This is a genomic window from uncultured Oscillibacter sp. (assembly GCF_947654275.1).
In the GTDB taxonomy this organism is placed as follows: Bacteria; Bacillota; Clostridia; order Oscillospirales; family Oscillospiraceae; genus Oscillibacter.
Map to the genome: position 1 here is coordinate 1 of NZ_CANTJS010000025.1, position 24069 is coordinate 24069.

Here is a 24069-nt window from a genome sequence, read left to right on the forward strand (position 1 = left end):
TACAAGCCGGAATCGGGGGCTCCACCTCTAAACTCAGAGTGGAGAGTTGAGAGTGAAGAGTTGAGAGTGAAGAGTGGAGATACAAGCCGGGACCGGCCGCTCCACCTCTGAGAAGCTCAGGAATTAGGGAAATGTTGAAAAAAGCCTATGTCCGTGTTCTTAACATTTTGTTTTGGGGACAGCAGGCGGCGGCCTTATGCGCCGTGGCGGTCTTCTTCATCACGATGCTTTCTCCGGGAAAGACCGCTCCGCTGCTTGAAGACGTGTTTCTGAGTGTGGTCTGCATCGTTCTGGTATCCGCCCCGCTCTTTTGGATCGCCGCTTTGCTGCGGCTGTTTCGCGGGCCGGGGCTCTCCGCAGAAAAGCACGCGGCTTCCGCCGGTGCGCCGCCGGTCGTTTTGATCCTTGTGTGGGTCTGGTATTTGGCAAATTACTGCTGAACAGGAATGGAGTGCGCTATGTATTACGGTGAAATCAAAGACTGCGACATTGCCAATGGCGAAGGCGTCCGGGTGACCCTCTTCGTCTCCGGCTGCACCAACCACTGTGAGCAGTGCTTCCAGCCCCAGACCTGGGCCTTTGACTACGGGCAGCCCTTTACCCGGGAGACCGAGGACCGCATTTTGAAGCTGCTGGCCCCGGACTACATCAACGGCCTGACCCTGCTGGGAGGCGAGCCCTTCGAGCCGGAGAACCAGCGGGCGCTGCTGCCCTTCCTCCGGCGGGTGCGGGCGGCGTACCCGGGGAACAGCAAAAATATCTGGGCCTACAGCGGCTTTACCTATGAAGAGCTTCTGAGCCCGGAGAGCCATGCCCACTGCGAGGCCACGGAAGCGCTGCTGAGTCTGGTGGACGTGCTGGTGGACGGGCGCTTTGTGGAGGCGCTGAAGGACATTTCCCTGCGGTTCCGGGGCAGCTCCAACCAGCGTCTTCTGGACCTGAACGCCAGCCGGAAAGCCGGAGCCCTGGTCTGCCTGCCGGACCGGAAGCGGTGAGAACCTGCATTCATGGCCGGGGAATGCTGGATGGGCGGAAATTTTTCCTGTCAGACAAGGAGATCTTTCGCGCCCGTGGCAATCCTGACAGATTGCCAGGAAAACCGACGCGGTATGGCCGGAAAAAAGGCGTTCAGGCAGCGTTCAGCGGTTGTGAATACAGATTCTAAATTACAAGCACGGGGACCTGTCCACAGGTCCCCGGTATTACGAGGCGCTCACCCGGAGCGCATGGAGGAAACAGTATGGTGACCATGGCACAGCGCATCGAGGCCCTGCGCACGGAAAAGGGCCTCAGCCGCCCCGCCCTGTCCGCCGCCCTGGGGCTCCCCCGGACGGCGGTGGAAAAATTCGAGACCGGGCGGCAGACCCCCTCCCAGGACCAGCAGAAGAAGCTGGCGGACTATTTCGGCGTCTCCATTCTCTATCTCCGGGGGGAGCAGGACGACCCCACCCAGACGGACAACTGGCTCAACGGCGGCGACCTGCCCAGAGACGAGCCCGCCCCGGCGGTCCGCCCGGCTCCGCAGGCATCTCAAAAAAGCCGGCCCGCCGCCGTGCAGGAGGACGGGGCGGTCTTCGGCGCGCTGCTGAAAAGCCCCGCCTTTCAGGCCCTGATCCGCTCCGCCGTGACGGAGGTCCTCCGGTCCCCGGAGGGACAGGAGCTGCTGTCCAGGGCGGTCCGGCGGGAGCTGGACCGGCGCTGGAACGAGTAACCCTACAATCAAACCAGGCTGCCGAAAACAGATTCGGCAGCCTGGTTTTTTTGATTCGGTTTTTTGTTTCGCGCCATGTCAGGCACGGCGGTCCGGAACCGCCTCCGGGAAACGAGGGGCCTGTCCGGAGCGGTTCAGCTCCTCGACATCCAGGCCATCCAGGCCATGAACAGGAACAACAGCACCATGATGAGCACGCCGCCCCGGCGCTTATCGTTGCGCTCTTCATCCCTGGCCTCCACCAGCAGGGAGACGGCGCAATAAATCATCAGAGGCGCGCAAAGGACCGCGCCGCTGCTCCCCAGCAGGAAACCCGCCGCCTGGATGGCAGCAATGGCCAAAAGGGCCAGCACATTCTGGAAAATCCCATAGGCCGCCGAGTAGCGGCCCTCTCCGTTAATCTGCCGGGAAACCTCGGCATTGAAGGAGATCATCCCCTCCGGCTCCCTGTCGGGGGGAATCAGCAGAGGGAACGGCAGCAGGGGATTGGAGAGGATTTCCTCGATGACGGCGGGGGTCAGGCCCTCTTGATGAAAGGCGCTCCGGTTCCGCATCCCCAGGCCGAAGACATGGAGCACACGGCGGGTCAGGACGGTCCTGGACAGCTTCCGTTCCACGCCGGCGGGAAACACCTGGGCGCCGATCTGCTCCTGTGTGCAGCCGTTGATGGTATACAGCGTCAGGACTTTGCGGGTCTGCCGCTTGCTGACGCGGATAAAATTATTCCAGGCCATAGACACTCGCCTCCTCCAGCTTCCGGATATACCGGTAGACATCCCGGTTCTTCCGCAGATAAAAACAGGCGGCTATATAGGGCGCCAGCGCCGCCAGAATCACCACCACCCACGTCAGAAAGCAGGCAAGGCCGTACATCACATCGTTCGACAGCAGAATGTACCAGACTATTCCCAGAAACAGCGCATACATCGCGGCGGAAAGCGACAGGCGGACGCGGCGGCTGAATACCCCCCTGGTCACCAGGCGGGTGGGCATCAGAACCCTGCGCAGGGCCTTTAACAGCCACCCCCGCGTATGCTTGAATATCCGAATCTCCCGATAGGCGGCCACCGCCTCACTGCTTACGCCGGCGTCCGCTCCGGACAGCACTCTTTGAATCATCTGCGCCGGCAGAATGCTTTCCAGCCGGGCCATATCATTCCGAATCAGACCGATCTGGGCTGCCAGTTCCGTAGACATGAATCATTCTCCTTTCCTCTTTCAGCTGGTGGATTCTTCTTCCAGGTATTCCAGCAAATCAATATTCGCGTTCAGACTCCCTGGCCCACATGCCTTGTTAAACCAGGCTTGGGTATACGCCTCAACCTGGCTCTGTATCCGATTGACAAACGCCTGGTCGATGAACGCGTCCTGAAGCGCCAGCCTGTTCAGCGCCAGGAACAGGCTGTAATAATTCCGAAACTCGTTTGCCTCTTCCCATTTCCCCGGACGCACGGTGCTTACAATACCGTCCTGGCCTTTTTCCTCTGGGGGCCATGTACTGTAAAGGAAGCAAAGGGAGCCGATAAAGCAGGCTTCGATCTTCCGCTGGGCAGTTTCTGAAAGCGGATGGGCTTCCTTATCAGGCAGGTCCCGTAGAAGACGGACCAGCGGAAAATACTGAAATCTCCCGATTTCCGAGTTGTCCTCTTTCAGGCCAAAGCTCCTTACTTCCAGCATATTTTTAACATGAGTGATGAAGTATTTTTTCCGTTCCAGTTCCTCACGCTTCATACTCCGCCAGGCCACACGTTCCAGCTCTTTTACACGCCACGCTTTCAATTTCTCCGGAGGAATCATCTTCTTAATTAACTTCGGCAGGAGCATACTGGTAAGCGTCGTTCCCGCCTGCGCTTCAAAGGCGCGGTTCTTTACAAATTCGAGTTCGTTCCGGGACTGCAGATACAGCCCCCCCAAAACAATTCTCCCCTGTAAGCCCGCGGTAAGCGTCGCCAACGCAACCGCTCCGGTGGCAATATTGTTCCATCTTTCGAGCCTTTTGTCACGCTTGTCAAGGATTGCTTCCTGATACATGTATTCCTCATCCAGCTGCGTCCGCGCAAAGGAACAGATTTCCCGCAGATTATTGTGCAGAGCCGTCAGGTCCGAAGGGCCGGAGTATTCCGGCTGCTGCTTCGGGAGGGATTCCTCCATCCTTTTGAACTCTTCCTCTATACGCTTCCCAACCGCCAGAAAGCTGTCTACCTGCAGTCTCATCTCTTCCTCGGTCTGGCTCTGTTCAAGGGCCTCTTTGATGGAATTCTCGCAGCCTGCGTAAAAATGGGGATACTGTTCTTTCACCTCATCCGCCTTTTTTTGCACCCACTCCTCAATATCCGCCGGCTGCTTTGGGGGAGCAGAGTCCGGATGCACGGAAGATTTGGACGGGGGGGTTTCCCTCTCCGCCGGAGTTTTTTTCCTCTCCGCCGAAGGTTCTTCCGTCTCCGCCGAAGGTTCTTCCGTCTCCACCGGAGGTTCTTCTGTCTCCACCGGAGGTTCTTCTGTCTCCGCCGGAGGTTCTTCCGTCTCCACCGGAGGTTCTTCCGTCTCCGTCGGGGTTTCTTCTGTCTCCACCGGAGGTTCTTCCGTCTCCGCTGGGGTTTCTTCTGTCTCCACCGGAGGTTCTTCCGTCTCCGCCGGAGATTCTTCCGTCTCCGCCGGGGTTTCTTCTGTCTCCGACGGGGTTTCTTCCGTCTCCGACAGGACTTCTTCGGTCTTCACCGGGGCGACGGCAGGGCCTTGTCCAGCAGGGCCCGCAAACGCCGGAGCGTTCCCCGCCGCCGGGGCGGCCTCCGCCCCTGACTGCCGTCCGCCATTCACAGCGGCGCCTTCCGCCGCCGCCTGGGCCCGCCGGTTCGCCGCCTCCAGTTTGTCCTCAAATTCCCTCCGGCTGCGCTCCATCTGCTCCGCGGCGGTCTCCGCCAGCCGGACGGCAAGCTGCAGATAGGTCCTGCTGACATAATCCTCCGCGATTTGCAGAATCAGATTCCGCTCTTCGCCGGCGGCGCTTTGATAGGCGGAGGCCAGCTGCCGGACCTCCTGGGCATACCTCTGAAACTGCCCACTGACGCCGTCATAGTCCCCGCTGGAAACCTTGACGCTGACGGCAGGAAGCTCTCGGAAGGCCTCCAGCGGGAACGCCCTGAATTCCTCTTGCAGGCGTTCCTCCAGAATCCGGCTCCATTGGCGGCACTCTGTCAGCACCGCGTCCCGGCCGTCCGCCAGCTCCAGGAACCGCGTCATGGGAGAATCCCCCTCATTGGAGGGAAGCCCGTTCAAGCCCTCCAGCAGTCCCACAACCTGATTCTTCAGGGGCTCATACTGGATGGCGGTCAACTGCTCCAGCAGTGTGCCGGTCAGCTGCTGCCGGGCCGCTGCCATATGCTCCAGGCAGACCGTCAGCTCTTTTTGGAAGCCTTCTCTGGCTTGCTCAGAAAACTCCATTTCCATAACGATTGTTCACCCTTTTCTCTCAGTCATCTCAAATTCAAAAGAAATCCAGCGCAGATTTCTGGGGACTTTCCGTCTTCCGGAGCCGCGGGGCGGGGCTGCGTTCCGCCGTCTCCGGAGGCGGGAGCTCCATTTCCCGAATTTCCTCCTCTCCCTTCCCATCCTCCTCGTAGAGGTCCTGAACCCCGCTCAGGTCCAGGGCGTCCGCCGAGGGCTGGGCCGGGAGCCAGCGGAACTTTTTGAAAGAGCGCTCCACATTCTTGCTGTGGATGCGGCAGTCCACCACAATGGACCCGGGGGCCTTGTTGGTGTAGCGCATACGGCAGTAGGTATAATCTTTTTCCCGGTTTCCGCAGACGAAGAAGTAGTTGAAGCCGCCCCGGAGCAGGGGATTCCCGGCCTCCGACGTGAAGTAGAGAAACAGCGTCTGGCACGCGGTTGCCTGGGGGATCAGCTCCTCCTGGAAAACGCGGATATCCCGGCGGGGAGAAGCGGCGCTGAGCAGGTCGCTCATGGTGGTATTGCTCATCATGACGGCCCACAGGGGAAGCTGGTCCTGAATGGGAGTCCCCGCCCGGCAGGCGGCATAGTGCCGCAGCAGCGTCAGGAAAAGCTCCAGGCCCTCCTGAACCCGGGCAAGCAGGGCAGGGTCAGGCGGCGGAGGGGGCGGCGGGGAGGCCGGGGTCTCAGGGGCGGCGGCAGGCCTGCGGAAATTGGGTATGGCGCTTCGGGCCGCAAGTCCCGGAGAGACCGGGGCGGAGAACCCCGGCTGGCCGGACGCCGGAGGCAAATCCTCCGGGCCGGCCTTCCGCCGGGCGATGAAGCCCTCCAGGTCCTCCTCCGGCAGGTTCTTCAGCTCCTTGAGCAGGTTGTCCCGCAGAACGCGGAGGCCGGACACATCATACAGGGCAATCTGCCGGTCCCGCTCCCGCGCCTGGCAGTTCTCCAGGGACTGGAGCAGCTCCAGGGAAGCCCGCTCAAAACAGACCTCCGCCGGAAGCAGGGGCCCGGACAGGTAACGGAACAGCACCTTCCGCACCAGAAGCTCCCGAATCAGGCCGGGCAGGCCGGCCTCGTCCAGCATCCTGGGCTTCAGTCCCGCCGCCAGGAGAAAGGGATCGCTTTGAATGGGATAATAGCTGGCCAGCACCGGGTCAAAGGAGACATAATCCAGCTCCAGCCCTCCCGGCTGGTGAAGCCGGGGAGAGGAGGCCAGATTATCCGCCATCAGCTTTTGCAGGTAGACCAGGTCCCCGGGGTCCGGGGCGATGACCATGATGTTCTGCCCCCGCCCCCGCTCCACACAGATGTTCTCCAGGTCCACCCTGGCGGTGGAATAGAGCACCGTGCTGCCCAGCGCGAAGGCGTCCAGGTATTTCCCCCGTTCCCGCGTCTTCCCCTCCCGGGCGGGCCGGATCTTGGGCAGGACCCGGTTCTCAAACAGGGAAATGTCAAACTGCAGGTCCTCCTGATAGTACTTCTGCGTCTGGGCCCGCAGGAATCCCGACTGCCGGGCCATCTGGCGGACAAATGTCAAATGCCCCTGCAGATACTGGTCTTCCAGTGCCGCCGCAGACTCCCGCCCGGTCTTCACCTGGTCCACAAAGGGGACCCGGAAACGCTGGTTCCGGCTCTCGTCGCCGCCGGCGCTGTTGACCAGAACCCAGCCCTTGTCCAGCTCCGCCGCGGCGGAATTGCCCAGAATCTCCGAGGACACCGGCGCGTCGCAGGGCAGGGCCATCCGGAGCTTGAAATTCCCCAGCAGGCCCCCGACGCCGGTGCCCGTCATCTCCTGGCTGGCGAAGAGCAGATGGAAGCCCGTGGCGCGGCCCAGGCGGGTGATGGAGCTGATGAGACGGAGAATATCGTCCCGCTCCCGGCCCGCCGCGTTCAGAAACAGCTGCTGAAACTCGTCCACCACCACCAGGACCCGGGGCAGCAGCAGCGTAGGGTTTTCTCTCCGGAAATCCGAGAGCTTTTTGCAGCCGATGGCGGTGAAAAAGTTCTGCCGCATCTGCATGACCCGTTCCAGGGTCTCCAGCATGGAGATGATATAACGGACCTCGCCGGTGGCGGCGCAGGCCTTTACGTGGGCCGCCTCCTGCCCCTTTGACATGAACGCGCCGAACTCAACCTTTTTCATATCCACCATGTAAAGGCTCAGCTCCCAAGGGGCGTATTCGTCCATCAGCGTCACCAGCAGATTGTTCAGCAGCACGGATTTGCCTGAGCCCGTCCGGCCCACAATCAGGCCGTGGACGGCGTCGTCTCCCAGGGTAACGGCCGCCGGGCGGTCCGGCCGGCCGTCCAGCTGGCCCGGGCGAAGGTTCAGCCCGTTGATGCTCTTGTGCCGCCAGTAGTAGGGGCCGCCCTGCCACTTGACGGGGGGAAGATCGGCCTCCTGAATCAGCTGGCGGAAGATGTCTCTGGACTTGGGGTGATCGTCGCTGTAGTCGACAATCCGCTCCTGTTGGGCGGTCTTCCGATACAGCAGATCGTCCGCCTCCGGGCACAGATACAGCTCCCGGTCGGCGGAGGTATAGATGACCTCGTCCCAGGCGGGACCGGTCTCCTCGTTTTCGTGGTAGGTCAGCAGGCACCTGCGGAAATCCTCATGCCATAAAATCCCATCCATATCCCATGCCTCCTCTTATAAAACCGCATTCCGCCCCGCGCGCCCACAATGGGGTGGCGGGGCGGAATCCCGTAACTCTGTCTTATCTTATATTCCGGAGGGCGGCGTGAAGCTGACGCCGTTCTTGGCGGAGGCCGCGGCGTTTTCCGTGGCGCTCTGGGCGGCGGCGGAGGCCTTGCCCAGCAGCTCCTGCGCATCATGGATGAACCCGGGGATGCTTTCCGCGAACGCAGTGCCATAGGCCTCGGTCCGGCCTATCACAATCTCGGCCACAGAAAGCATGGGATAAACCAGGTTGTTCTCCTCTGCCGCCTCCTGAATGGTCGCCCTCAGCCCGTTGAGCGATGTTTCCAGCCGCTCCAGGAACATCCGCGCCGCACCGTTCAGCTCGTCCGCCAGACCGTCGGCATATCTGGCTTCCGCCCTGGACTGAAGCTGCTGTTCCAGAGCGTTGATATAGGTGCTCTGGTAATTGCTGAGAAACGACGGAACATCCGTGAGAATCCTGTTCTGAATCCCCCGCGCCGCCTCAATGGCCGCATCGCTGTTGTCTGTGGACGACGCGAAATCCTCAAAGCTCCCCGCCCCGCCGAAGAAATGCTCCAATCGCTCCACAATCTCTTTGGCCAGGTTCTGGTCCACCATGCCGCAGAATTCCAGCAGATACTTTTGAAGGTACTGCCAGGGATAGTTATCCAGCATCGAAGTAAAGCTCTTCGTCATCAAGTACTCAACCGCGTCGTTGGCGGCCGAGAGAACACGGTCCGTAAGTTCCAACATTACTTCAGCGCCATTTTCAAAATCAAATGCCATGATAATCTCCTCTCCTTCAATCAAAACGTCCGGTTAATTCAGGGGAATTTCAATCTTTTGAATATGCGTAAGGGAATTCAGCTCGTCCCGCACGGCGGCGGCGAAGGCGGTTCCGCCCCGTTTGTCCGACAGGGCGGATTCCCAGTCGCCCTTTGGAATCAGCAGCAGCGGCACAAAGCCGAAGTCGCCGCAGTCGTCCCGGAGCTTCCGCCAGAGGTCCGGATGGTTCAGGGGCCGGTCCCGGGCGGTCATCTGAGGCATGACGAACACAAACAGCGTCTTCCTCATCTGGCCCACCACTTCCTCCGGGCCGCTTACAATCCGGTTTTCCAGCAGATACTGCGCCTGCGCCTGGTTGAAGGCGCTGACGGTGTGTCCCTTCGTCTCCTGGCGCAGCTCCTGTATCCACCGGTCTACCAGCCGGTTCAGCTCCTCCAGGTCCGGGCTGCCATAGCACTTCCCGGCGGCTTCCCCCGCCCTGCCGCCGTTTCCGTACTCGTCCACCACCGCGAACTCCACCAGACCGGGGGCGCTGCTGTACCGCAGGCCGAACATGATGGCCTTGACGGTCTTTTCCAGATAATAGGAAGGACGGCTTTCCTGTCCCTCTCCGGGGGCGTCATACAGCAGGACGCAGGGATGACAGCCATGCTCCAGCCGGTAGGGACCGGAGGGACCCATGACATAGGCGGCGCTCCGGATGGCGAAGGACTCCGGAGGCCGGCTCAGCAGCTCCTGGCTGGCCTGGAACCAGGCCGCACAGTTCTCCTGCCAGACCTCGGCGGTGCAGAGCGCGCCGGCCAGAGCTCTCCGCTCCTCCGCCTGGCGGGCGGCGGAACGGCTCTCCTCCCGGAGGGGGGCCAGCTGATCCGCCCGGCTCAGCCGCTCCAGCTCCTCCAGGCGGCGGGTCAGGGTGTTCAGGGAGGCCTCGCGGGACTGAAGCTCCCGGCCAATACCCGCCTGGGTCTCCTGTGCCTTCCGCTGCCGTTCCTCCCGCCGGCGCTCCCGGCGGAGGGCCTGGTCCTTCTGAAGCTGCTCCAAGGCCTGGGCCCGCTCCTCCATCAGGGCGGCCCGGCGGGCCTCGATCTGGCTTCCGGCGTCTCCCCGAACTGCCTCAATCTGGGAAAGCCGGCTGTGGGTCTGCTCATAGCTGTCCTTCTGACGGCGAACCTCCCCGGCAATCCGGGTCAGTTCCTCCTCCAGCCGGGTCAGCCGGTCCTGGGACTGGGCGACACGGTCTTCCGCAGCGGACATCCGCTCCCGCAGCTTTACCTGAGACGCCTCGTATTCGTTCAGCAGCATGGTTTCGTTGGCCGTGAGCTCCAGGCCGTTCTTCCGCTTCTGAAGGGCATATCCCAGACGGCTGTCCTTTCTGCCGGCTTTGGCGGACAGCCCCTTCTGTTCCCGCTCCAGGGCCCCGCAGTCCTGCCGGGCCTGGTCCAGGGCTCCCCGCTCCCGGGCGGCCAGGGTCTCCAGCTCGCTCCGCTTCCGGCTCAGGCCGCTCAGAAGCTCCTGGTGGGCGGCGGCGTATTCCTCGCTGCTCTGGGCAGGGAGACCGTGGCTCTCCCGGGCCAGGCGCTCCGCATCCTCCAGGGTGTAGTTCAGAATGAAGCGGTACAGCCGAAGTTCATCCCAGGGGACCAGCCCCTCAATGGTCCGGTTCCTCCGCCGGTTCAGAACCACCGCCGACGCCAGCGCCAGCAGAACCGCGGCGGGCACGCACCACGGGGAGAGCAAAACGCTCCCGGCGACGCCGGCCAGCAAAAGCAGCGCCAGCGCTCTCTGCCAGAATACCAGCTCCCCCCGCCTCCACAGGCTGGACGTGCAGCTGTCCGGAACCATCATCGCGTCAATCAGCTTCGCGGTCTGAAGGGGCCGGACAATGACAGCCCCCTCCATCTCCCTCCGGGCCGGCAGGCGGGACTGAATGTCCTCCTCCACCATATCCACCGGAAGACTCATCCACCCGGTTATCTTGGGAACCGCCGTGGGAAAGCACTGGCAAATCACACTCACATTGTGCTCCGCCAGCTCCCGGAAGGGCTCCGTCTCCCCAGCCAGGGCCTGATAGGCCCGCAGCGTCTCCATAAACGCGCCGCTCTGCTCCTGGGACTGCCGGAAGCGCCGGGATTCCTCCTCCAGCCTCCGGATGCCCTCCTCATACTCCGCCAGCAGGCGGCGGCGCTCCTCTTCTTCCCGGGCGGCCTCCTCTCCGTCTCCGCCGTCCTCCGACAGGGCCCGGCCCCGCTCCTGAAGACCGGCCAGCTCCCCCTTCACCCGGCGGATATCCGCCTTGACCCGCTTGATCTCTGCGGGAAGGGCCTCCGCATCCTTTTGAGCCGCCTCCAAAAGCGCTCTCTTCTCCCTCGCCGCCTGCTCCAGGCGCAGGGCCTCCGCCTCCACCTCGGAACGGTAGGAGAGGTAGGCGCGGCAGAACGCCTCCAGGGTCTGGGGCTCGTCCAGCCCTGGAAGCAATATTTTGTCAGCCATGACAGCACCTCTCTTTCTCTCCGCCTCTACTTCTGAGCCAGCACCGACCCGCTGTCCGGCAGGCGGCAGTATCCGTTCCCCAGCTGGAGCTTCGGGGCGTCAATCGGCTCCTGTTTCCCGGTCTTGAAATTGTACGCCGCCCAGACCTCCGTTGTGTCGGTGGACTGGTTGATGCGCCGCGTGGGCACCGACCAGGGTATCTCCGCCCACTCATAGGTGATCTCTTCCCGGTAATAGAGCCGTCCGTTGGCATAATAGACACTGTCATAGGAGACGGTGGTGACCTGCTCAAATCCGTTGGTGAGCAGATAGGGGTCTTCCTGATAGGTTTCGGATTCGGCCTTTTGAATATCGCTCAGCTGTGCCGTGCTCAGATTGTACCGGTAAATGCTGCCGTTAGAGTCGAAAAACAGGCTGCCGCCGCCCAGAGCCATGGACTTCACGGCGCCGCCGGTCTGCGCAATCTGCTCAATGGCGCGCTCCGGCAGCTTCAGTGTATAGAGCCCGTCGGAGCCCCCCAGATAAAAGAGGGCCGGGTCCGGGGTGGCGCACATACAGCGAACTGCGCTGGACAAATCCTCAAACTGACCGTCCCGCAGAAGATACAGCCGGCCGCCGCTTATCAGAACAAATCCGTCCCCCTCCGCAGGGTAAATCACACTCACAGAGTCGGGCGCCTCCGCCAGCAAAACAAGCTCCCGGTCTTCCAGTCCGCAGGTGTAAATCCGGGCCCCGGCGGCAATCAGGAAGCCGTCGTTGTACTCGCAGACCCAAGAGGGGGTCTGACTCAGGGAAATGCCTCCGTCGGCCTCCTCGCCGTTTATGTACCGTTTCAGCTGGCCGTCCTGGAAGTAATAATCTCCATGGGCGGTAATCAGGCCCCGGCGCCAGGACCCGCTGCTCCAGGGACGCACATGATAATAGTATTCCCGTTCCTCCCCCAGCACGCCCTTGGGGGAACAGGCGGCGGCCCGGAGCAAGGTGCGCCCGGCCTCTATGGCAATGGGACCCTCGCAGATAGGGGAATCGGAATCGGGCTCGGAGCCGTCCAGGGTGTAATGAACCGGGAAGCCCTCCGGCTGAGACAGGGACACCTGAACCGCCTCCAGGAAATAGCCGGAAGCCGTGTCCGCCTCCGGCGGCAGGGGAATCAGCTTGTCAATGACATAGGTGTATTCCGTTTGGGGGGAGGAAAACCCAAAGCCGTTGCAGGTCCGGAGCGTCAGCCGGTAATCGCCGTTCTCGGTGAACATCAGAGCGGACCCCTCCACCGGCATTCCGTCCAGCTCGCAGACAATCTCCGCCCCGTAATAGGCCGGGCCGCCGTCGTCCTCCAGGGAAAACTGGAGGGACACATTGTCGTCATATGTACCGCCGGGCATGGAAACCTGAGGCGGAGCCGGTGTGTGCTCCTCCTTGAAGGCGCTGAGCCAGGCGTCCTCCGGGTGCTCCAGCAGCAGGCGTTCCGCCAGACTGCCCGCGTCCCCCCAGCGGCCGGCCTCGGCATAGGCCCGCACCAGGCCCTTTTCGGCGGAGAGGCTGGTTCCATAGTAAAGGCTCTCATGGTAGAGCTCAATCTGTTCCTCGGGGTCGCCGGTGAGCCAGGCCTGGACCAGCAGCCGCCTCCGGCGCACGAAATCGGCCCGCAGCAGCATGGAAAGACCAAAGCTCAGGCAGAGAATCAACGCCAGAACCGCCTTTACCCGGCGGATTTGGCTCCCGTAGTCCGGCGCGGAAACAGCCCCGCCGCTCTCCGGCACTTCGACGAGCGCTTCCGCCGGTTTTTCAGAGGACTTTGGGACAAGCAAAGCCTTCATTTTAAACATCCCTCCCGGTATGCAGGATCAAATATCTTTAAGGGGCAACAGGTCGAAAAATGCCGCCATTTACCCGCAGTCCTTTGAGTTTAGCACACTTTTCACAATATATATATATATATATTACGATATTTTTCGCGTTTTCTTGTACATTTTATACAAATTCCATATCTGACCTGCCGGAGCCGCAGGGGGCCCGGCAAAACCCGGGGGACGGGCTCGGAAACCGGAGGCAGGGGCTCCATCCATGTGTCCGCCCTTTCTCCGTCTGATTTCCGGCGTCCGCCGGGCGGAAACGGGAAACAGACAGCCGCCCGGCGCTCTCGCGCCGCACGGCTGTCTGCTGCTGGGAAATCTCTTTGATGGGGGCCCTTATGGAATCCGGTCTCCGCCCGCCCCCAGGGCGGTGCGCATACGGTTCCGGCCACGGTGGAGCTCCGCCGGATGAACGGGTCCGCTCCGAAGCGCCGGGACGCGCTCAGGCCGGAACAATGCCCCGGGGAGCCGGTTGGTTCAGGGCCCGGCCTTCCGGCGTTGAGGGCCGTTGGTCAGGTGATTATATCCACCCGGCTGCCGCCGTCCCGGTCCTTGGTCACGACAATCTGCCTGTCAATCTTCTCCTTCAGCTCCGACACGTGGGAGATAATGCCCACCAGCCGGTTTCCGTCGGTCAGATCGCTCAGGGCCTGAAGGGCCTGCCGGAGGGATTCCTCATCCAGGGAGCCGAAGCCCTCATCCACAAACATGGTGTCCAGGCGGATGCCCCCGGCGGCTCTGGACTGAATCTCGTCGGCAAGGCCCAGGGCCAGGGACAAAGACGCCTTGAAGGATTCCCCGCCGGAAAGAGACTCGACGCCCCGCTCCGAGCCGTTATTATGGTCGATGACATTCAGCTTCAGGCCGCTCTGGCTGCGGTAGTCCCCCGCCTCCCTCCGGCGCTTCAGCTCATACTGCCCGCCGGACATAATCAGGAAGCGGACGTTGGCCCGCTGGAGAATCCGGTCAAAGAAGGTCGCCTGAACATAGGTCTCCAGGGCGATTTTCTCCCTGCCGGACAGATTTCCGTTGGCCGTGTTGGAGAGGGCGCGGACCCAGGTGTACCGTTCTTCCAGCGTCTCCAGGTCCGCCGCTTTTTTCATGATATTCCGCAGGGCGGTTTCGTTGGTCTCCTGCCGGGTATGGACGGCCTTCTGGGCCTCGGCCGCCTCGGCGCGCTGTTTCTCCAGCTCCAGGCTCCGGGCCCTCTGGACCTCCTGGTCGATGTCCTCGCCGTTCTCCAGCAGCGCGGACAGCTCCTGAATGGCGGCGTCCGTTCCGGCCAGTTCCACCTCGCAGGCGGCCAGCGCCTCCCGGGCGCGTTTCAGCGCCTCATCCAGCCCGGCAAGCTCCCCTTGCAGCTCCGCCTGCTTCGCCTGGGCGGAGGCGGCGTCGGGATAGTGGAGCTCTGCCTGCATCGCCTGAATCTGGGCCGTAATCTCCTCCCGGCGGCTCTCCTCGCCGGCCAGCTCCTTCCGGCCCTCGGAAAGGACCTGCTCCAGCTCCTTCAGGCGCGTCTCCTGCCGGGGAAGAAGCTCCTCCAGCTCCCGTTTCCGGTCCAGGCTCTTCCTGGCCGCCTGAAGCTGTTCCCGCACCCGGGTCAGTTCCGCCTCCGCCGCCTGAAGCGCCTCCGCCGCCCGTTCCGCCGCGTTCTCCGGCTCACAGCCCTCCAGATGCTCCTGAAGCTGCCGCCGGAGCCTGCTTTCCAGCTGTTCCCGCTGTCCCTGGAGATTCCCCCGGACCGCTTCCGCCTGGGCAATCTCCTCCTTGACCGCTTCCTCCTGGCCCGTCAGGGCCTCAATCTGCTCCTCCTGCCGCTGTATCTCCCGGCCAAGCTCCTCCCGGCCGATCATTCTGGCCTCCAGCCCGCACAGCTCCTGATGAAGCTGGTCCAGGTCATGGTCCGTCTCCTCCCGGCAGGCCCGCAGCTGCTCCGCGGCTTGTTCCAAAGCGGGGCGCTCCACATAAGGCGTCATCTGGGTCAGCAGCTGTTGGTTCCGTTCCTCCACAGCCGCTTTCTTCTCCCCTGCCCGGGCGCTCTTCCGGTTCGCCTCCTGACGGGCGGCCTCGGCGGCCTCTCTGGCCCGCTCCAGCTCCGCTTCCGTGGGGGCCTGGGTGGAAATCCCGGCGGGGGCGGGATGATGGAGGGAGCCGCACACCGGGCAGGGCTGGCCCTCCTCCAGAGACTGGGCCAGCAGCCCCGCCTGTTCATCCAGAAAGGCCCGGTTTTTCCGCTGGCAGTCCGCTTCCGCCTCCCCGGCGGCTTCCTGGGCCTGCCGGTAGTCCGCCTGGGCCGCCTCCAGCTGGGCCTGCGCCTCTCCGCAGCGCTCCAGCAGCGCCGTCAGACGCTCCAGGTCCTTCCTCCGCCCCCGGGCCTGGCTCTGGCGGTGAATCAGCTTTTCCCTCTCCGCGTCCAGCCCCTCGGCAGCCGTCCAGGTCTCCCTGTTGGCCCGCAGAAGCGCCTTCTGCCGGAGCTGGTTTTCCGACAGCTCCTCACGCCGGGTCCGCAGCGTCTCGCACCGGGTCTGCTCCGTCCGGAGCCGCCGGCCATAATTCTCCCATTCCTCCAGGTCCCGGCGCAGGGTATCCAGGGCGGCCCGCCGGGTCTCCTTCTGGGTCTGCTCCCGCAGAAGACGTTCACAGTCCGCCGCGGCGGAGTCCAGGGCCTTCAGCTCCCGGTTCCCCGCCTCCAGACGCTCCGCCTGCTCCAGCCGGGTTTCCTCCTGCCGGTCCAGGTCCTCCCTGCGGGCGGCAATCCGCTCCGCAAGGCCGGCAAGCCCGGCCTGCCTGCCGGACAGCTCCTGATAGCGGGGGAATTCGGCCTCCAGGGCCAATTTCTCCTTCGCCAGGGCCTCTCTCCGGGGGAGGCGCTCCTCCTCCGCCCCGGCGGCCTTTCGGGCGGCCTCAGCCCGGGCGCTCTGCTCCTCCCGCCTGACTCCGGTCTCCTCCAGCTTCCGCCGGGTCTTTGCCCGGTCCTCCGCCTTGCCCAACAGGGCCGACGCCTCCTTCAGCTCCCCGTCCAGGCGGTCCAGCGTCTGCCGGTACTGTTCGTTTGCCTCCCGGTCCCGGTCTATCAGGGTCTGAATCAGCTCCAGGGTCTCCTGGATCGGCAGGGTGTCCTTCTGGGCCTCCTCCAGCCTGGGCAGAAGCAGGCCGTCCTCTTGGCAGGACACGCCGCCTATGAACTGCTGCACGCTGGCGCGGGCGTCCTCGCACTGTCTCCGCAGCTTGCCGGATTCCTCCTTCAGCCGCTCCTGAAAGACCATGTAATACCGGGTCTTGAAAATCTCCCGGAAAATCTCCTGCCGGTCCTTCACGTCCGCCAGCAGCAGCTTGAGAAAATCCCCCTGGGCAATCATAGCAATCTGGGAAAACTGCCTCCGGTCCAGCCCGATGGTCCGGATAATTTCGGCGTTTACGTCCTTGGCCCGGGCAATCACACGGCCATCCGGCAGATAGAGCTCCGCTTCCGCGCGCTGGGTGGTGGTGCCGCCGCCCCGCCTGGCGGGGCGCTCATACTCGGGATTCCGCCGGACCCTGTAGATCTTTTCGTCATAGGAAAACACCAGCTCCACTTCCGTGGGAACGTCCGGCTGGGCGTATTTGGAGCGGAACATGGAGGCCTCCCGGTTGTCTCCGCTGGGCTTGTCGTAGAGGGCGTAGGTAATGGCGTCAAAGATGGTGGTCTTTCCCGCGCCGGTGTCCCCGGTAATGAGATAGAGTCCCCGGGAGCCCAGCCGCTCCAGATCAATAACCACCCGTCCCGCGTAGGGGCCGAAGGCAGACATGGTTAATTTCAGCGGTCTCATGCTTCATCCTCCCAGATTTTCTCCATCAGGCCTTGGGCAAAGGCCCGCTGGGCCTCTCCCATGGGCTGGCCGTTCTGCTTCTCATAGAATTCATCCAGCAGGTCCAGAGGGGAGCGCTGCCGGGTATCCTCCTCCATGTCCAGCACCATGCCGGCCCGGGTGCGTTTGTTGTCATAGTCCAGCTTCAGAAGATGGGGGTAGAAGACCCGCAGCTTGCTGGCCGCACTGGGGACGTCCTCCTCGTCGGTGAGGGTAATATGTACATAGCAGCCGGGATAGCCGGTGCCCTCATAGAAGTCCCGGAGTGTCAGGTCCTGATAGGTTCCCCGCAGCTCCACCAGATCACGCCGGGGAACCAGGGGCAGCGTGCGGACGGCAACGTCTCCCTTCTCCCCCAGCTCCACCACGGTGACGGACTTGTGGTGCCCGGCCTCAGAGAAGGAATATTTGAGAGGGGTGCCGCAGTAGCGCACCGTCTCCCGGCCTACCTGCTGGGGGCCGTGGATATGGCCCAGGGCCACATAGTCAAAGCCGTCGAACACCGACACGTCCACATTGTCCGAGCCGCCCACCGAGAGGTCCTCGGAGTCGCACCGGGCAGCGCCGGTGACAAACTGATGGGTTACCAGCACGTTTCGCCGGGCCGGGTCCAGCTCCATGGCCCCGATGGCCGCGGAGAGGGCGCCGGTATAGGTGGCAATCTCCTGATCGGGGAAAAAGCGACGCACGTGGACGGGCTTTATAAAGGGCAGCAGGTAGATGTCGACGGGGCCGAACGCATCCGTCAGGGTCAGGGGCGTCACCGTGCCGTTATACACCGGGGCGATATGGATGCCGCTGCGCTCCATCAGCCGGCCGCCGAAGGCCATGCGCTCGGCGGAGTCGTGATTCCCGCTGATGAGAAAAACCTGCAGGTCCCGTTTCGACAGGCACACCAGGAAATCATCCAGAAGGGACACCGCCTCGGCGGACGGGACGGACTTATCATAGACGTCCCCGGCAATCAGAACGCCGTCGGGCTTCTCCTGGTCGATTTTCTGAAGAATCTCATTTAAAATATACTCCTGGTCTTCCAGCATGGAACACTCATGGACCCGCTTTCCCAAATGCAGGTCGGAAAGATGAATCAGTTTCATGGCATCAACCCTCCTTTTTCAGGCAATTATACCAAGACCGATCACAAAATGCAAGGAGGGCTGAGGCCAAAACCACAACGCCGGGTTCAGTATCCGGCCAGAGCCTCAGCCACAGCAAAGAGGGAGCGCCGCCCCGGCGGGCCGTGCTCCCCTGCTTCGTATTCTTCCCCTTCGGAACCGGCCTACGCCTCCTGATACAGCTCCAGAATGGCCCCGTCCTTCCAGACAAACGCCAGCCGGTCCCCTTTCTCATTGGCCTCCATGGGGCCGCAGATGACGCTGTCGGCGTCGCTGATATATTTCTCCAAATCGTCCACCTTATAGGCCACGTGGGGATGGCGGTGAATCTCCTCGGGGAAGGGGGTGCCCTCTTCAAACTTCAGATACTCAATCCTGTAATCGTAGTCCTCCACCCGGCTGACCCAGAATTTGGCGCCCTCGTTATAGGTCATGTTGGGCTTGCGGTTGGTAACCGGGATTCCGATGTGCATGTATTCAGCGGACATTGTACGTCCTCCGCCGCTGTCACGGCCTCGCATCCGTGTTTCAGCCGGGCGGCAAATTCGGCTTTTGTCATCGCGTTCACCTCCCTTCCGGCGCGCCTGTAAACTTTTTTCAGCTTCAGGCCGCCTTTAATGCACATATGTTACGTTTCTGCATTTATATTAACACGCCGGATAACATATATCAATTTTTGAATTTTATTTCCATGGAATCCACAGAAATACGGAGGAAATTTGGTGAAAGCAGACAAAGCCTCCCAGGCGGACCGCGCCACCTGGGAGGCTGTAACCATTGCTTATTTCTCCAGAAGGATTTTAATCAACTCCGCCCGGGCCACAATGTGGGTGAAAAAGCCGGACTTCAGCGCCCCCCGCAGGGCCTTGTCGCTGGTGTTGGCGGAGCAGACGCCGATGATATTGGGGCACCGTTTCAGAAGGTCAATGGGAATCTGTATGGCGAAGTCCTGTTCCGACGGAATCACAAAGCCGTCTTCATTAAAGTAGTAAATCAGCATCCGCCCGCAGGCCCGCTGCTGCTGGAGCAGGCTGCCATATCGGACCAGGGAGGCGAAGTCGGGACTGGAGGGATAGTCCCCGATGTTGACCAGGGCGGTGTCCAGCTGTTCCCATTGCTGATGAATCTGGCGGTAAACCTCGGTGGAGCACAGCAGCTGCTTTTCCTCCAGACTGTCAGGCAGGGCCGGGAGATAGAGAAAATGAGGGGCGGCCCCCATCTGCTGGGCCATCAGGCGGACATTTTCGTTGGACTGGTAGTTCCGGGCGGGGATGCTGGCGTTGCCCACCAGAGGACAGATGTCGGTAATGGTGCTGCTCAGCTGCGGGTTCTCCTCCAGCCAGGACACCAGCTGCCCAATCAAATACCCCCAGCCCACTCCCAGCCGGCGGACCCCCAGCTGCCGCAGCAGCTCCACGGCCCCCCGAGACAGCAGGCGGTTCGTCCCGTCATTGCCCGCTCCCTCTTCCACCAGGACGCCGCCCCGGATGGAGCTGGACAGCCGCAGCCGCTCCAGCAGCCTGGATTCCCGGACGCCCGGCTCGTGAATCGTAATCTCCACGATGCCCTGCTCCCGGGCCTCCGACAGCATCCGGCTGACCAGCGGGCGGGAGACCCCCAGCTCCTGGGCGATGTCGCTCTGCTTCCGGTCCTCCAGGTAATATCTCCGGGCCACATAGGCCAGCTTTTTTTGTCTCTCCAGGTTCGTATCCACAAAACGATCCCCCGTATTTACAGCGTGTTACATATGTTACCGCTCTCTTTATATCACAAATCCGGCGGGGACGCAAGTCATTCCCCGTGATTATTTATGCGGCCTCCGCCTTTCCGGGCGCCCCTCATTCCTCTTCTTCCCTGAGGGCTCTCCAAAGCGTCGAGCGGCTGATGCCCAGCCGCTTTGCCACGGCGGCGTTATTGTACCCGAGGTAATACTTGATATCCTCCACGGCTGCCCGCAGCGCCTCCAGCTCCGGCTTCTTTTCAGAGCGGCACGGGTGCCGCAGAACCAGCTCGCGGTACAGCTGTTCTTCGCCAATGGCCTGAATCAGGATGTTCTGGACGGTATAGGGGGTTATTTTCGCCCCGTTGTTCAGGGCGGTGGCGACGCGCCCGGCAACCGCCTCCAGCTCCGATGTATTTCCCGGCCAGCTGTACAGCCTGAGCAGGTCCGACGCCTTCCGGCAGTGAGAAATCCGGAGCTCCCGGTCATAGAGGTTCGACAGCGCGGCATGAAACAGAATGGGCAGGTCCTCTTTCCGCTCCCCCAGAAGCGGAAGATCAATGGACAGCGTACACAGGCGGCGCAGCAAATCCCCCCGGATTTTCGTCTCATCCAGAGGCTTGTCAAAAATGGAGACGAAGCGCACGTTGACCTGAACCGGCTGATATCCCCCGGTGGGAATGATTTGATTGTGTGCAAGCACATCCAGCAGAATATCCTGCACCGCCGGGCAGGCGTTCTGCACATTTTTCAGGACCATGGTCCCGTTATTGGCCATTTCAATCAGGCCGGTGTGGGGCGCACACACGTCGCTGCTTCCCAGCAGATGCCGCCCTGCGTCGCCGGCGGAAATCTGAGGGAGATTCACCATAATCAGCGGACCCTGGGCGCGGGGGCCGCCGGTATGGATACATTCCGCGAAAATCTGCCGGTGGGCGCTGACGTCTCCAATCAGGCCAAGAGGCAGCGGGGACGCCGCGTATTTTTTCCCCAGGGACACCGCATGCTTCATGCTGTCCGAAGCGGCCGCCAGCTCCTTCCACCTGGCGGCGCCGGAGGCGGTGCCGGGAGCGGCCTTCTCCGTGCGTCTGGTATTGTCAATGTGCAGCGTTGTAATCACCCCGATGTCCTGCTCCCTGGAGACAAGGCGGTTCTGCCGGCATGCCCTGTGTGAATTCCCGGCAGCCTGCCCGGGGGCGTTCTTCTGGTCAATAACAAGCCCGTTCTGTCCCCCCCTTCCTGCCTCCGCAGGAAGGGGGCTCGTCTGCCTCAGCCCAGGCGGGCGCTTCTTTCGCAGGCGGCGATGACCGCGTTGATGACAGCCGCCCGGAAGCCCGCTTCCTCCAGCTTCCGCACGCCCTGGATGGTGGCTCCGCCGGGGGAGCAGACGGCGTCCTTCAGCGCGCCGGGGTGCTGGCCGGACTCCAGAATCAGCCGGGCGGAGCCCACGGCCATCTGCGCGGCGAACTCCACCGCCTGGGCCCTGGGGAGGCCGCAGGCCACGCCGCCGTCGGCCAGGGCCTCGATGAAGAGGTCCACGAAGGCCGGGCCGCAGCCCGCCACGGCGCTGCCCGCGTCCATCAGCTTTTCCGGGATGGGGGAGAAGCGGCCCGCCCCGGCCATAGCTTCCAGGAATACCCGCTCCTCATCCTCTGTCACGCCGGGACCCCGGGTGTAGAGAATCATGCCCTCCCCGATGGAGGCGGGAGTGTTGGGCATGATGCGGAGCACGGGGTACTCCCCGCCGGCCATGCGCCGGATGTCCGCCATGGAGAGCCCCGCCGCCATGGACACCAGAACGAAGCGGTCCGTCCGCTCCGCCAGGACAGGGGCCAGAACGGTAAGCAGGTCTTCCATCATCTGGGGCTTGACCCCCAGGAAAATGTAGTCCGCCCACTCCGCAAGTTCCTCGTTGGTCTTGACCCGGCAGGGGATTTCCGCCGCCAGGGCTTTGGCCTTTTCCGGGGAGCGGTTGGCAATGCAGATGCCGGTGGCGGGCGTGTTCCGCCGGGCGGCCCGAACCAGGGCCCCGCCCATGTTCCCCACGCCGATGAAGCCCAATTTAGCCCCGCTGTATACTTTGTCATAGGTCATATGAAAAACCACCTTTCTTTTTAATTAGGAGTTAGAAATGAGGAATGAGGAATTCAGATAACAGGACAATTCCTCATTCCTAATTTCCAATTATCTTAATAGTACTGCTGAATCAGCTCTGGCGCCCTGAAAAGGAAGAATCTCCCGGAAACCGGATATCATTCCTCATTCCTAATTCCTCATTTCCAATTATCTTAACAGCACTGCTGAATCAGCCACACCCGGTCAAACCGCCGGGCGGCCAGGTCCTCTTTGCGGATGTAGAAATAAATAGAACCGCTGTCACCGAACATCAGGTCGAAATTCTCCGCGGTGACGCCGCTGTCCAGCTGGAACAGCAGCAGCCAGTCCTTCCAGGCGGTTTCTTCCGCCTCCTTCTGCTCTACCTCCGGAATGGACTTCCAGCCGCTGCCCAGATAGTACCCCCGGCTGACCAGCTCACATTCCAGGAGCATGGCATTCTGGATGATAACCGGCCAGCCCAAAAGCCGGTGGCAGGGCTGGGGCTGCTCCGCGTACCCCGGCAGGGCATCCCGGACCTCGTCGAACAGATTCCAGATGTTCCGGCCCGGCGCTGCCTGCAAAGCGTCTTTCAGGAAGGGCAGGGGAAATTCCTCATAGGAGGGATATTCCACGGCCTGACGGCCCCGGACGGGAAGAGGGGGCATACGGCCCCAGCCGGCCAGGTCCGCCGGAAACGCCGCCGGAGCCAGAGCCGCCTGGTCCGGGAACCAGTATACCCGGGCACCGCCGGCGTCCTTGGGGTCATAGCCCCAGGGCTGGGAATCCAGCTCATAGAAGAAGGAGAGGACCCCCTCCCGGGGCAGCAGGCTGTCCGTGTCCAGCGGGGCCAGAGCGGCGCAGTCGAACTGGCAGAGAAAGGACAGGGGCCGGGGCTTCACCTCATTGTCCAGATAGGTGTCCGTTACAAAATGGGGCCACTCAAAGCCCTCCGGCACGTCCGGCGCACCGCCGAAGCGGCCGATGACCGGTCCGTCCCCGGCCCCGATCTCCAGCCGGACCGCATTCCGGACCAGAGAGGTCAGGAGGGCCTTCAAATCCTCCATCGTTACCGCACCTGCCCCTCGCCGTAGACCACGTATTTGCAGCTGGTCAGCTCCTCCAGCCCCATGGGACCCCGGGCGTGCATCTTCTGGGTGGAGATGCCGATTTCCGCCCCCAGTCCGAACTCGCCGCCGTCGGTGAACCGGGTGGAGGCGTTGACGTACACCGCCGCCGCGTCCACCTCGTTCAGGAACCGCTGGGCCTTGAAATAATTGGTGGTGACAATCGCCTCGGAGTGCCCCGTCCCGTGGGCGTTGATGAAGCCGATGGCCTCCTCCATATCCGCCACCGTCCGGACCGCCAGAATGTAGTCGTCATACTCCGCGTCCCAGTCGCTTTCCGCCGCCGCCGTACCCCGGTCTCCCAGAATCGCCAGGGCGGTTTCGTCGCAGCGGAGCTCCACCCTGTGCCGGTCCAGCAGGGGCAAGGCCTTTTTCAAAAAGGCCTCCGCGATATCTCTCTGCACCAGCAGGCATTCCGCGGCGTTGCACACCGAGGGCCGGGAGCACTTGGCGTTATAGAGGATCTCAGCCCCCATGTCCAGGTCCGCCTCGCTGTCGATGTACACATGGCAGATCCCCTCGCCGGTGCGGATGACGGGAACGCTGGCCTCCCTGGCCACGGCCCGGATGAGCCCCGCGCCGCCTCTGGGAATCAGCACATCCACGCAGCCGTCCAGATGCATCAGCTCGTTGGCGGTTTCATGGCTGGTGTCCTGAACCAGGGAAACACAGTCCTCCGGCAGGCCGGCAGAGGCCAGGGCCTCCCGCATCAGCTCCGCCGCCTTGCGGTTGGAGCGGATGGCCTCCTTGCCGCCCCGGAGGATGCAGACGTTGCCGGATTTCAGGCACAGGGCCGCGGCGTCCACGGTGACGTTGGGCCGGGCCTCGAAGATGATGGCCACTACTCCCAGAGGCACCCGGCGGCGGCCGATGATGAGGCCGTTGGGCCGGGTCTCCATCTTGTCCACTTTGCCAATGGGGTCCGGAAGGGCAATTACCTGGCGGACCGCCTCCACGATGCCGGCAATTCGTTCCTCTGTCAGGGTCAGACGGTCCAGCATGGCGGGGCGCATGCCCGCCTCCTTGGCGGCGGCGATGTCTGCGGCGTTGGCGGAGAGCCATTCGTCACGCCGCTGGGTCAAAATTGTGGCGATTGCGTCCAGGGCGGCGTTCTTTTTTTCCGTCCCGGCGGCGGCCAGGATGTAGGACGCGGTCTTGGCCGCCGCCCCCTGCTGCTGTAATGCTGTCATAGGAAAACCTCCTTAGAAACGGGCGT

The 24069-nt window shown here is 62.5% G+C and carries 18 protein-coding genes; 3 read left to right on the forward strand and 15 right to left on the reverse strand.

Annotated features, from left to right (window positions below):
* The first annotated feature begins 131 nt into the window (after window positions 1-131).
* From Q0063_RS08150 to Q0063_RS08160, 3 genes are all read left to right on the forward strand, one after another.
* Window positions 132-440, forward strand: coding sequence for a hypothetical protein (locus tag Q0063_RS08150; protein ID WP_297871485.1), 309 nt, complete (start codon window positions 132-134; stop codon window positions 438-440).
* An 18-nt stretch (window positions 441-458) separates the two neighbouring features.
* Complete coding sequence (gene nrdG, locus Q0063_RS08155; RefSeq protein ID WP_297871486.1) at window positions 459-995, forward strand: anaerobic ribonucleoside-triphosphate reductase activating protein; 537 nt, start codon at window positions 459-461, stop codon at window positions 993-995.
* A 245-nt stretch (window positions 996-1240) separates the two neighbouring features.
* A complete protein-coding gene (locus Q0063_RS08160; RefSeq protein WP_297871487.1) occupies window positions 1241-1711 on the forward strand; it encodes a helix-turn-helix domain-containing protein in 471 nt (156 codons plus the stop codon).
* Between the two features lie 134 nt (window positions 1712-1845).
* On the opposite strand, the gene Q0063_RS08165 is transcribed toward Q0063_RS08160, so the two are convergent.
* From Q0063_RS08165 to Q0063_RS08235, 15 genes are all read right to left on the reverse strand, one after another.
* Window positions 1846-2445: a hypothetical protein gene (locus Q0063_RS08165; protein ID WP_297871488.1), complete on the reverse strand. Its 600-nt coding sequence runs from the start codon at window positions 2443-2445 to the stop codon at window positions 1846-1848.
* Window positions 2432-2908: a hypothetical protein gene (locus Q0063_RS08170; RefSeq protein WP_297871489.1), complete on the reverse strand. Its 477-nt coding sequence runs from the start codon at window positions 2906-2908 to the stop codon at window positions 2432-2434. Before Q0063_RS08170 ends, Q0063_RS08165 begins: the two co-directional genes overlap by 14 nt.
* Before the next feature lie 21 nt (window positions 2909-2929).
* Window positions 2930-5158 (reverse strand): hypothetical protein, encoded by a 2229-nt coding sequence (locus Q0063_RS08175; RefSeq protein WP_297871490.1) that lies wholly within the window; start codon window positions 5156-5158, stop codon window positions 2930-2932.
* Between the two features lie 37 nt (window positions 5159-5195).
* A complete protein-coding gene (locus Q0063_RS08180) occupies window positions 5196-7793 on the reverse strand; it encodes an FtsK/SpoIIIE domain-containing protein (protein WP_297871491.1) in 2598 nt (865 codons plus the stop codon).
* Window positions 7794-7880: 87 nt separating this feature from the next.
* Window positions 7881-8606 carry a hypothetical protein gene (locus Q0063_RS08185; protein WP_297871492.1) on the reverse strand — a complete coding sequence of 242 codons (726 nt, stop codon included), beginning with the start codon at window positions 8604-8606 and terminating at the stop codon, window positions 7881-7883.
* A 33-nt stretch (window positions 8607-8639) separates the two neighbouring features.
* Window positions 8640-11096: a hypothetical protein gene (locus tag Q0063_RS08190; RefSeq protein WP_297871493.1), complete on the reverse strand. Its 2457-nt coding sequence runs from the start codon at window positions 11094-11096 to the stop codon at window positions 8640-8642.
* 26 nt (window positions 11097-11122) lie between these two features.
* Complete coding sequence (locus Q0063_RS08195; RefSeq protein ID WP_297871494.1) at window positions 11123-12913, reverse strand: chitobiase/beta-hexosaminidase C-terminal domain-containing protein; 1791 nt, start codon at window positions 12911-12913, stop codon at window positions 11123-11125.
* A gap of 548 nt (window positions 12914-13461) precedes the next feature.
* Entirely contained in the window at window positions 13462-16758 is a 3297-nt protein-coding gene (locus Q0063_RS08200) for an SMC family ATPase (RefSeq protein ID WP_297871495.1), read from the reverse strand.
* Entirely contained in the window at window positions 16755-17894 is a 1140-nt protein-coding gene (locus Q0063_RS08205; RefSeq protein WP_297871496.1) for an exonuclease SbcCD subunit D, read from the reverse strand. Before Q0063_RS08205 ends, Q0063_RS08200 begins: the two co-directional genes overlap by 4 nt.
* Before the next feature lie 182 nt (window positions 17895-18076).
* Window positions 18077-18400 carry a hypothetical protein gene (locus Q0063_RS08210; RefSeq protein WP_297871497.1) on the reverse strand — a complete coding sequence of 108 codons (324 nt, stop codon included), beginning with the start codon at window positions 18398-18400 and terminating at the stop codon, window positions 18077-18079.
* A gap of 293 nt (window positions 18401-18693) precedes the next feature.
* A complete protein-coding gene (locus Q0063_RS08215) occupies window positions 18694-19626 on the reverse strand; it encodes a sugar-binding transcriptional regulator (protein ID WP_297871498.1) in 933 nt (310 codons plus the stop codon).
* Between the two features lie 124 nt (window positions 19627-19750).
* The gene (locus tag Q0063_RS08220; RefSeq protein ID WP_297871499.1) at window positions 19751-20752 is read right to left on the reverse strand and encodes a sigma 54-interacting transcriptional regulator; all 1002 of its coding nucleotides are present in this window, start codon (window positions 20750-20752) and stop codon (window positions 19751-19753) included.
* A 149-nt stretch (window positions 20753-20901) separates the two neighbouring features.
* Window positions 20902-21726, reverse strand: coding sequence for a pyrroline-5-carboxylate reductase (gene proC / locus Q0063_RS08225; RefSeq protein ID WP_297871500.1), 825 nt, complete (start codon window positions 21724-21726; stop codon window positions 20902-20904).
* Between the two features lie 194 nt (window positions 21727-21920).
* Window positions 21921-22793, reverse strand: coding sequence for a YwqG family protein (locus Q0063_RS08230; RefSeq protein WP_297871501.1), 873 nt, complete (start codon window positions 22791-22793; stop codon window positions 21921-21923).
* Window positions 22794-22795: 2 nt separating this feature from the next.
* The gene (locus Q0063_RS08235; RefSeq protein WP_297871502.1) at window positions 22796-24043 is read right to left on the reverse strand and encodes a glutamate-5-semialdehyde dehydrogenase; all 1248 of its coding nucleotides are present in this window, start codon (window positions 24041-24043) and stop codon (window positions 22796-22798) included.
* Window positions 24044-24069: the final 26 nt, after the last annotated feature.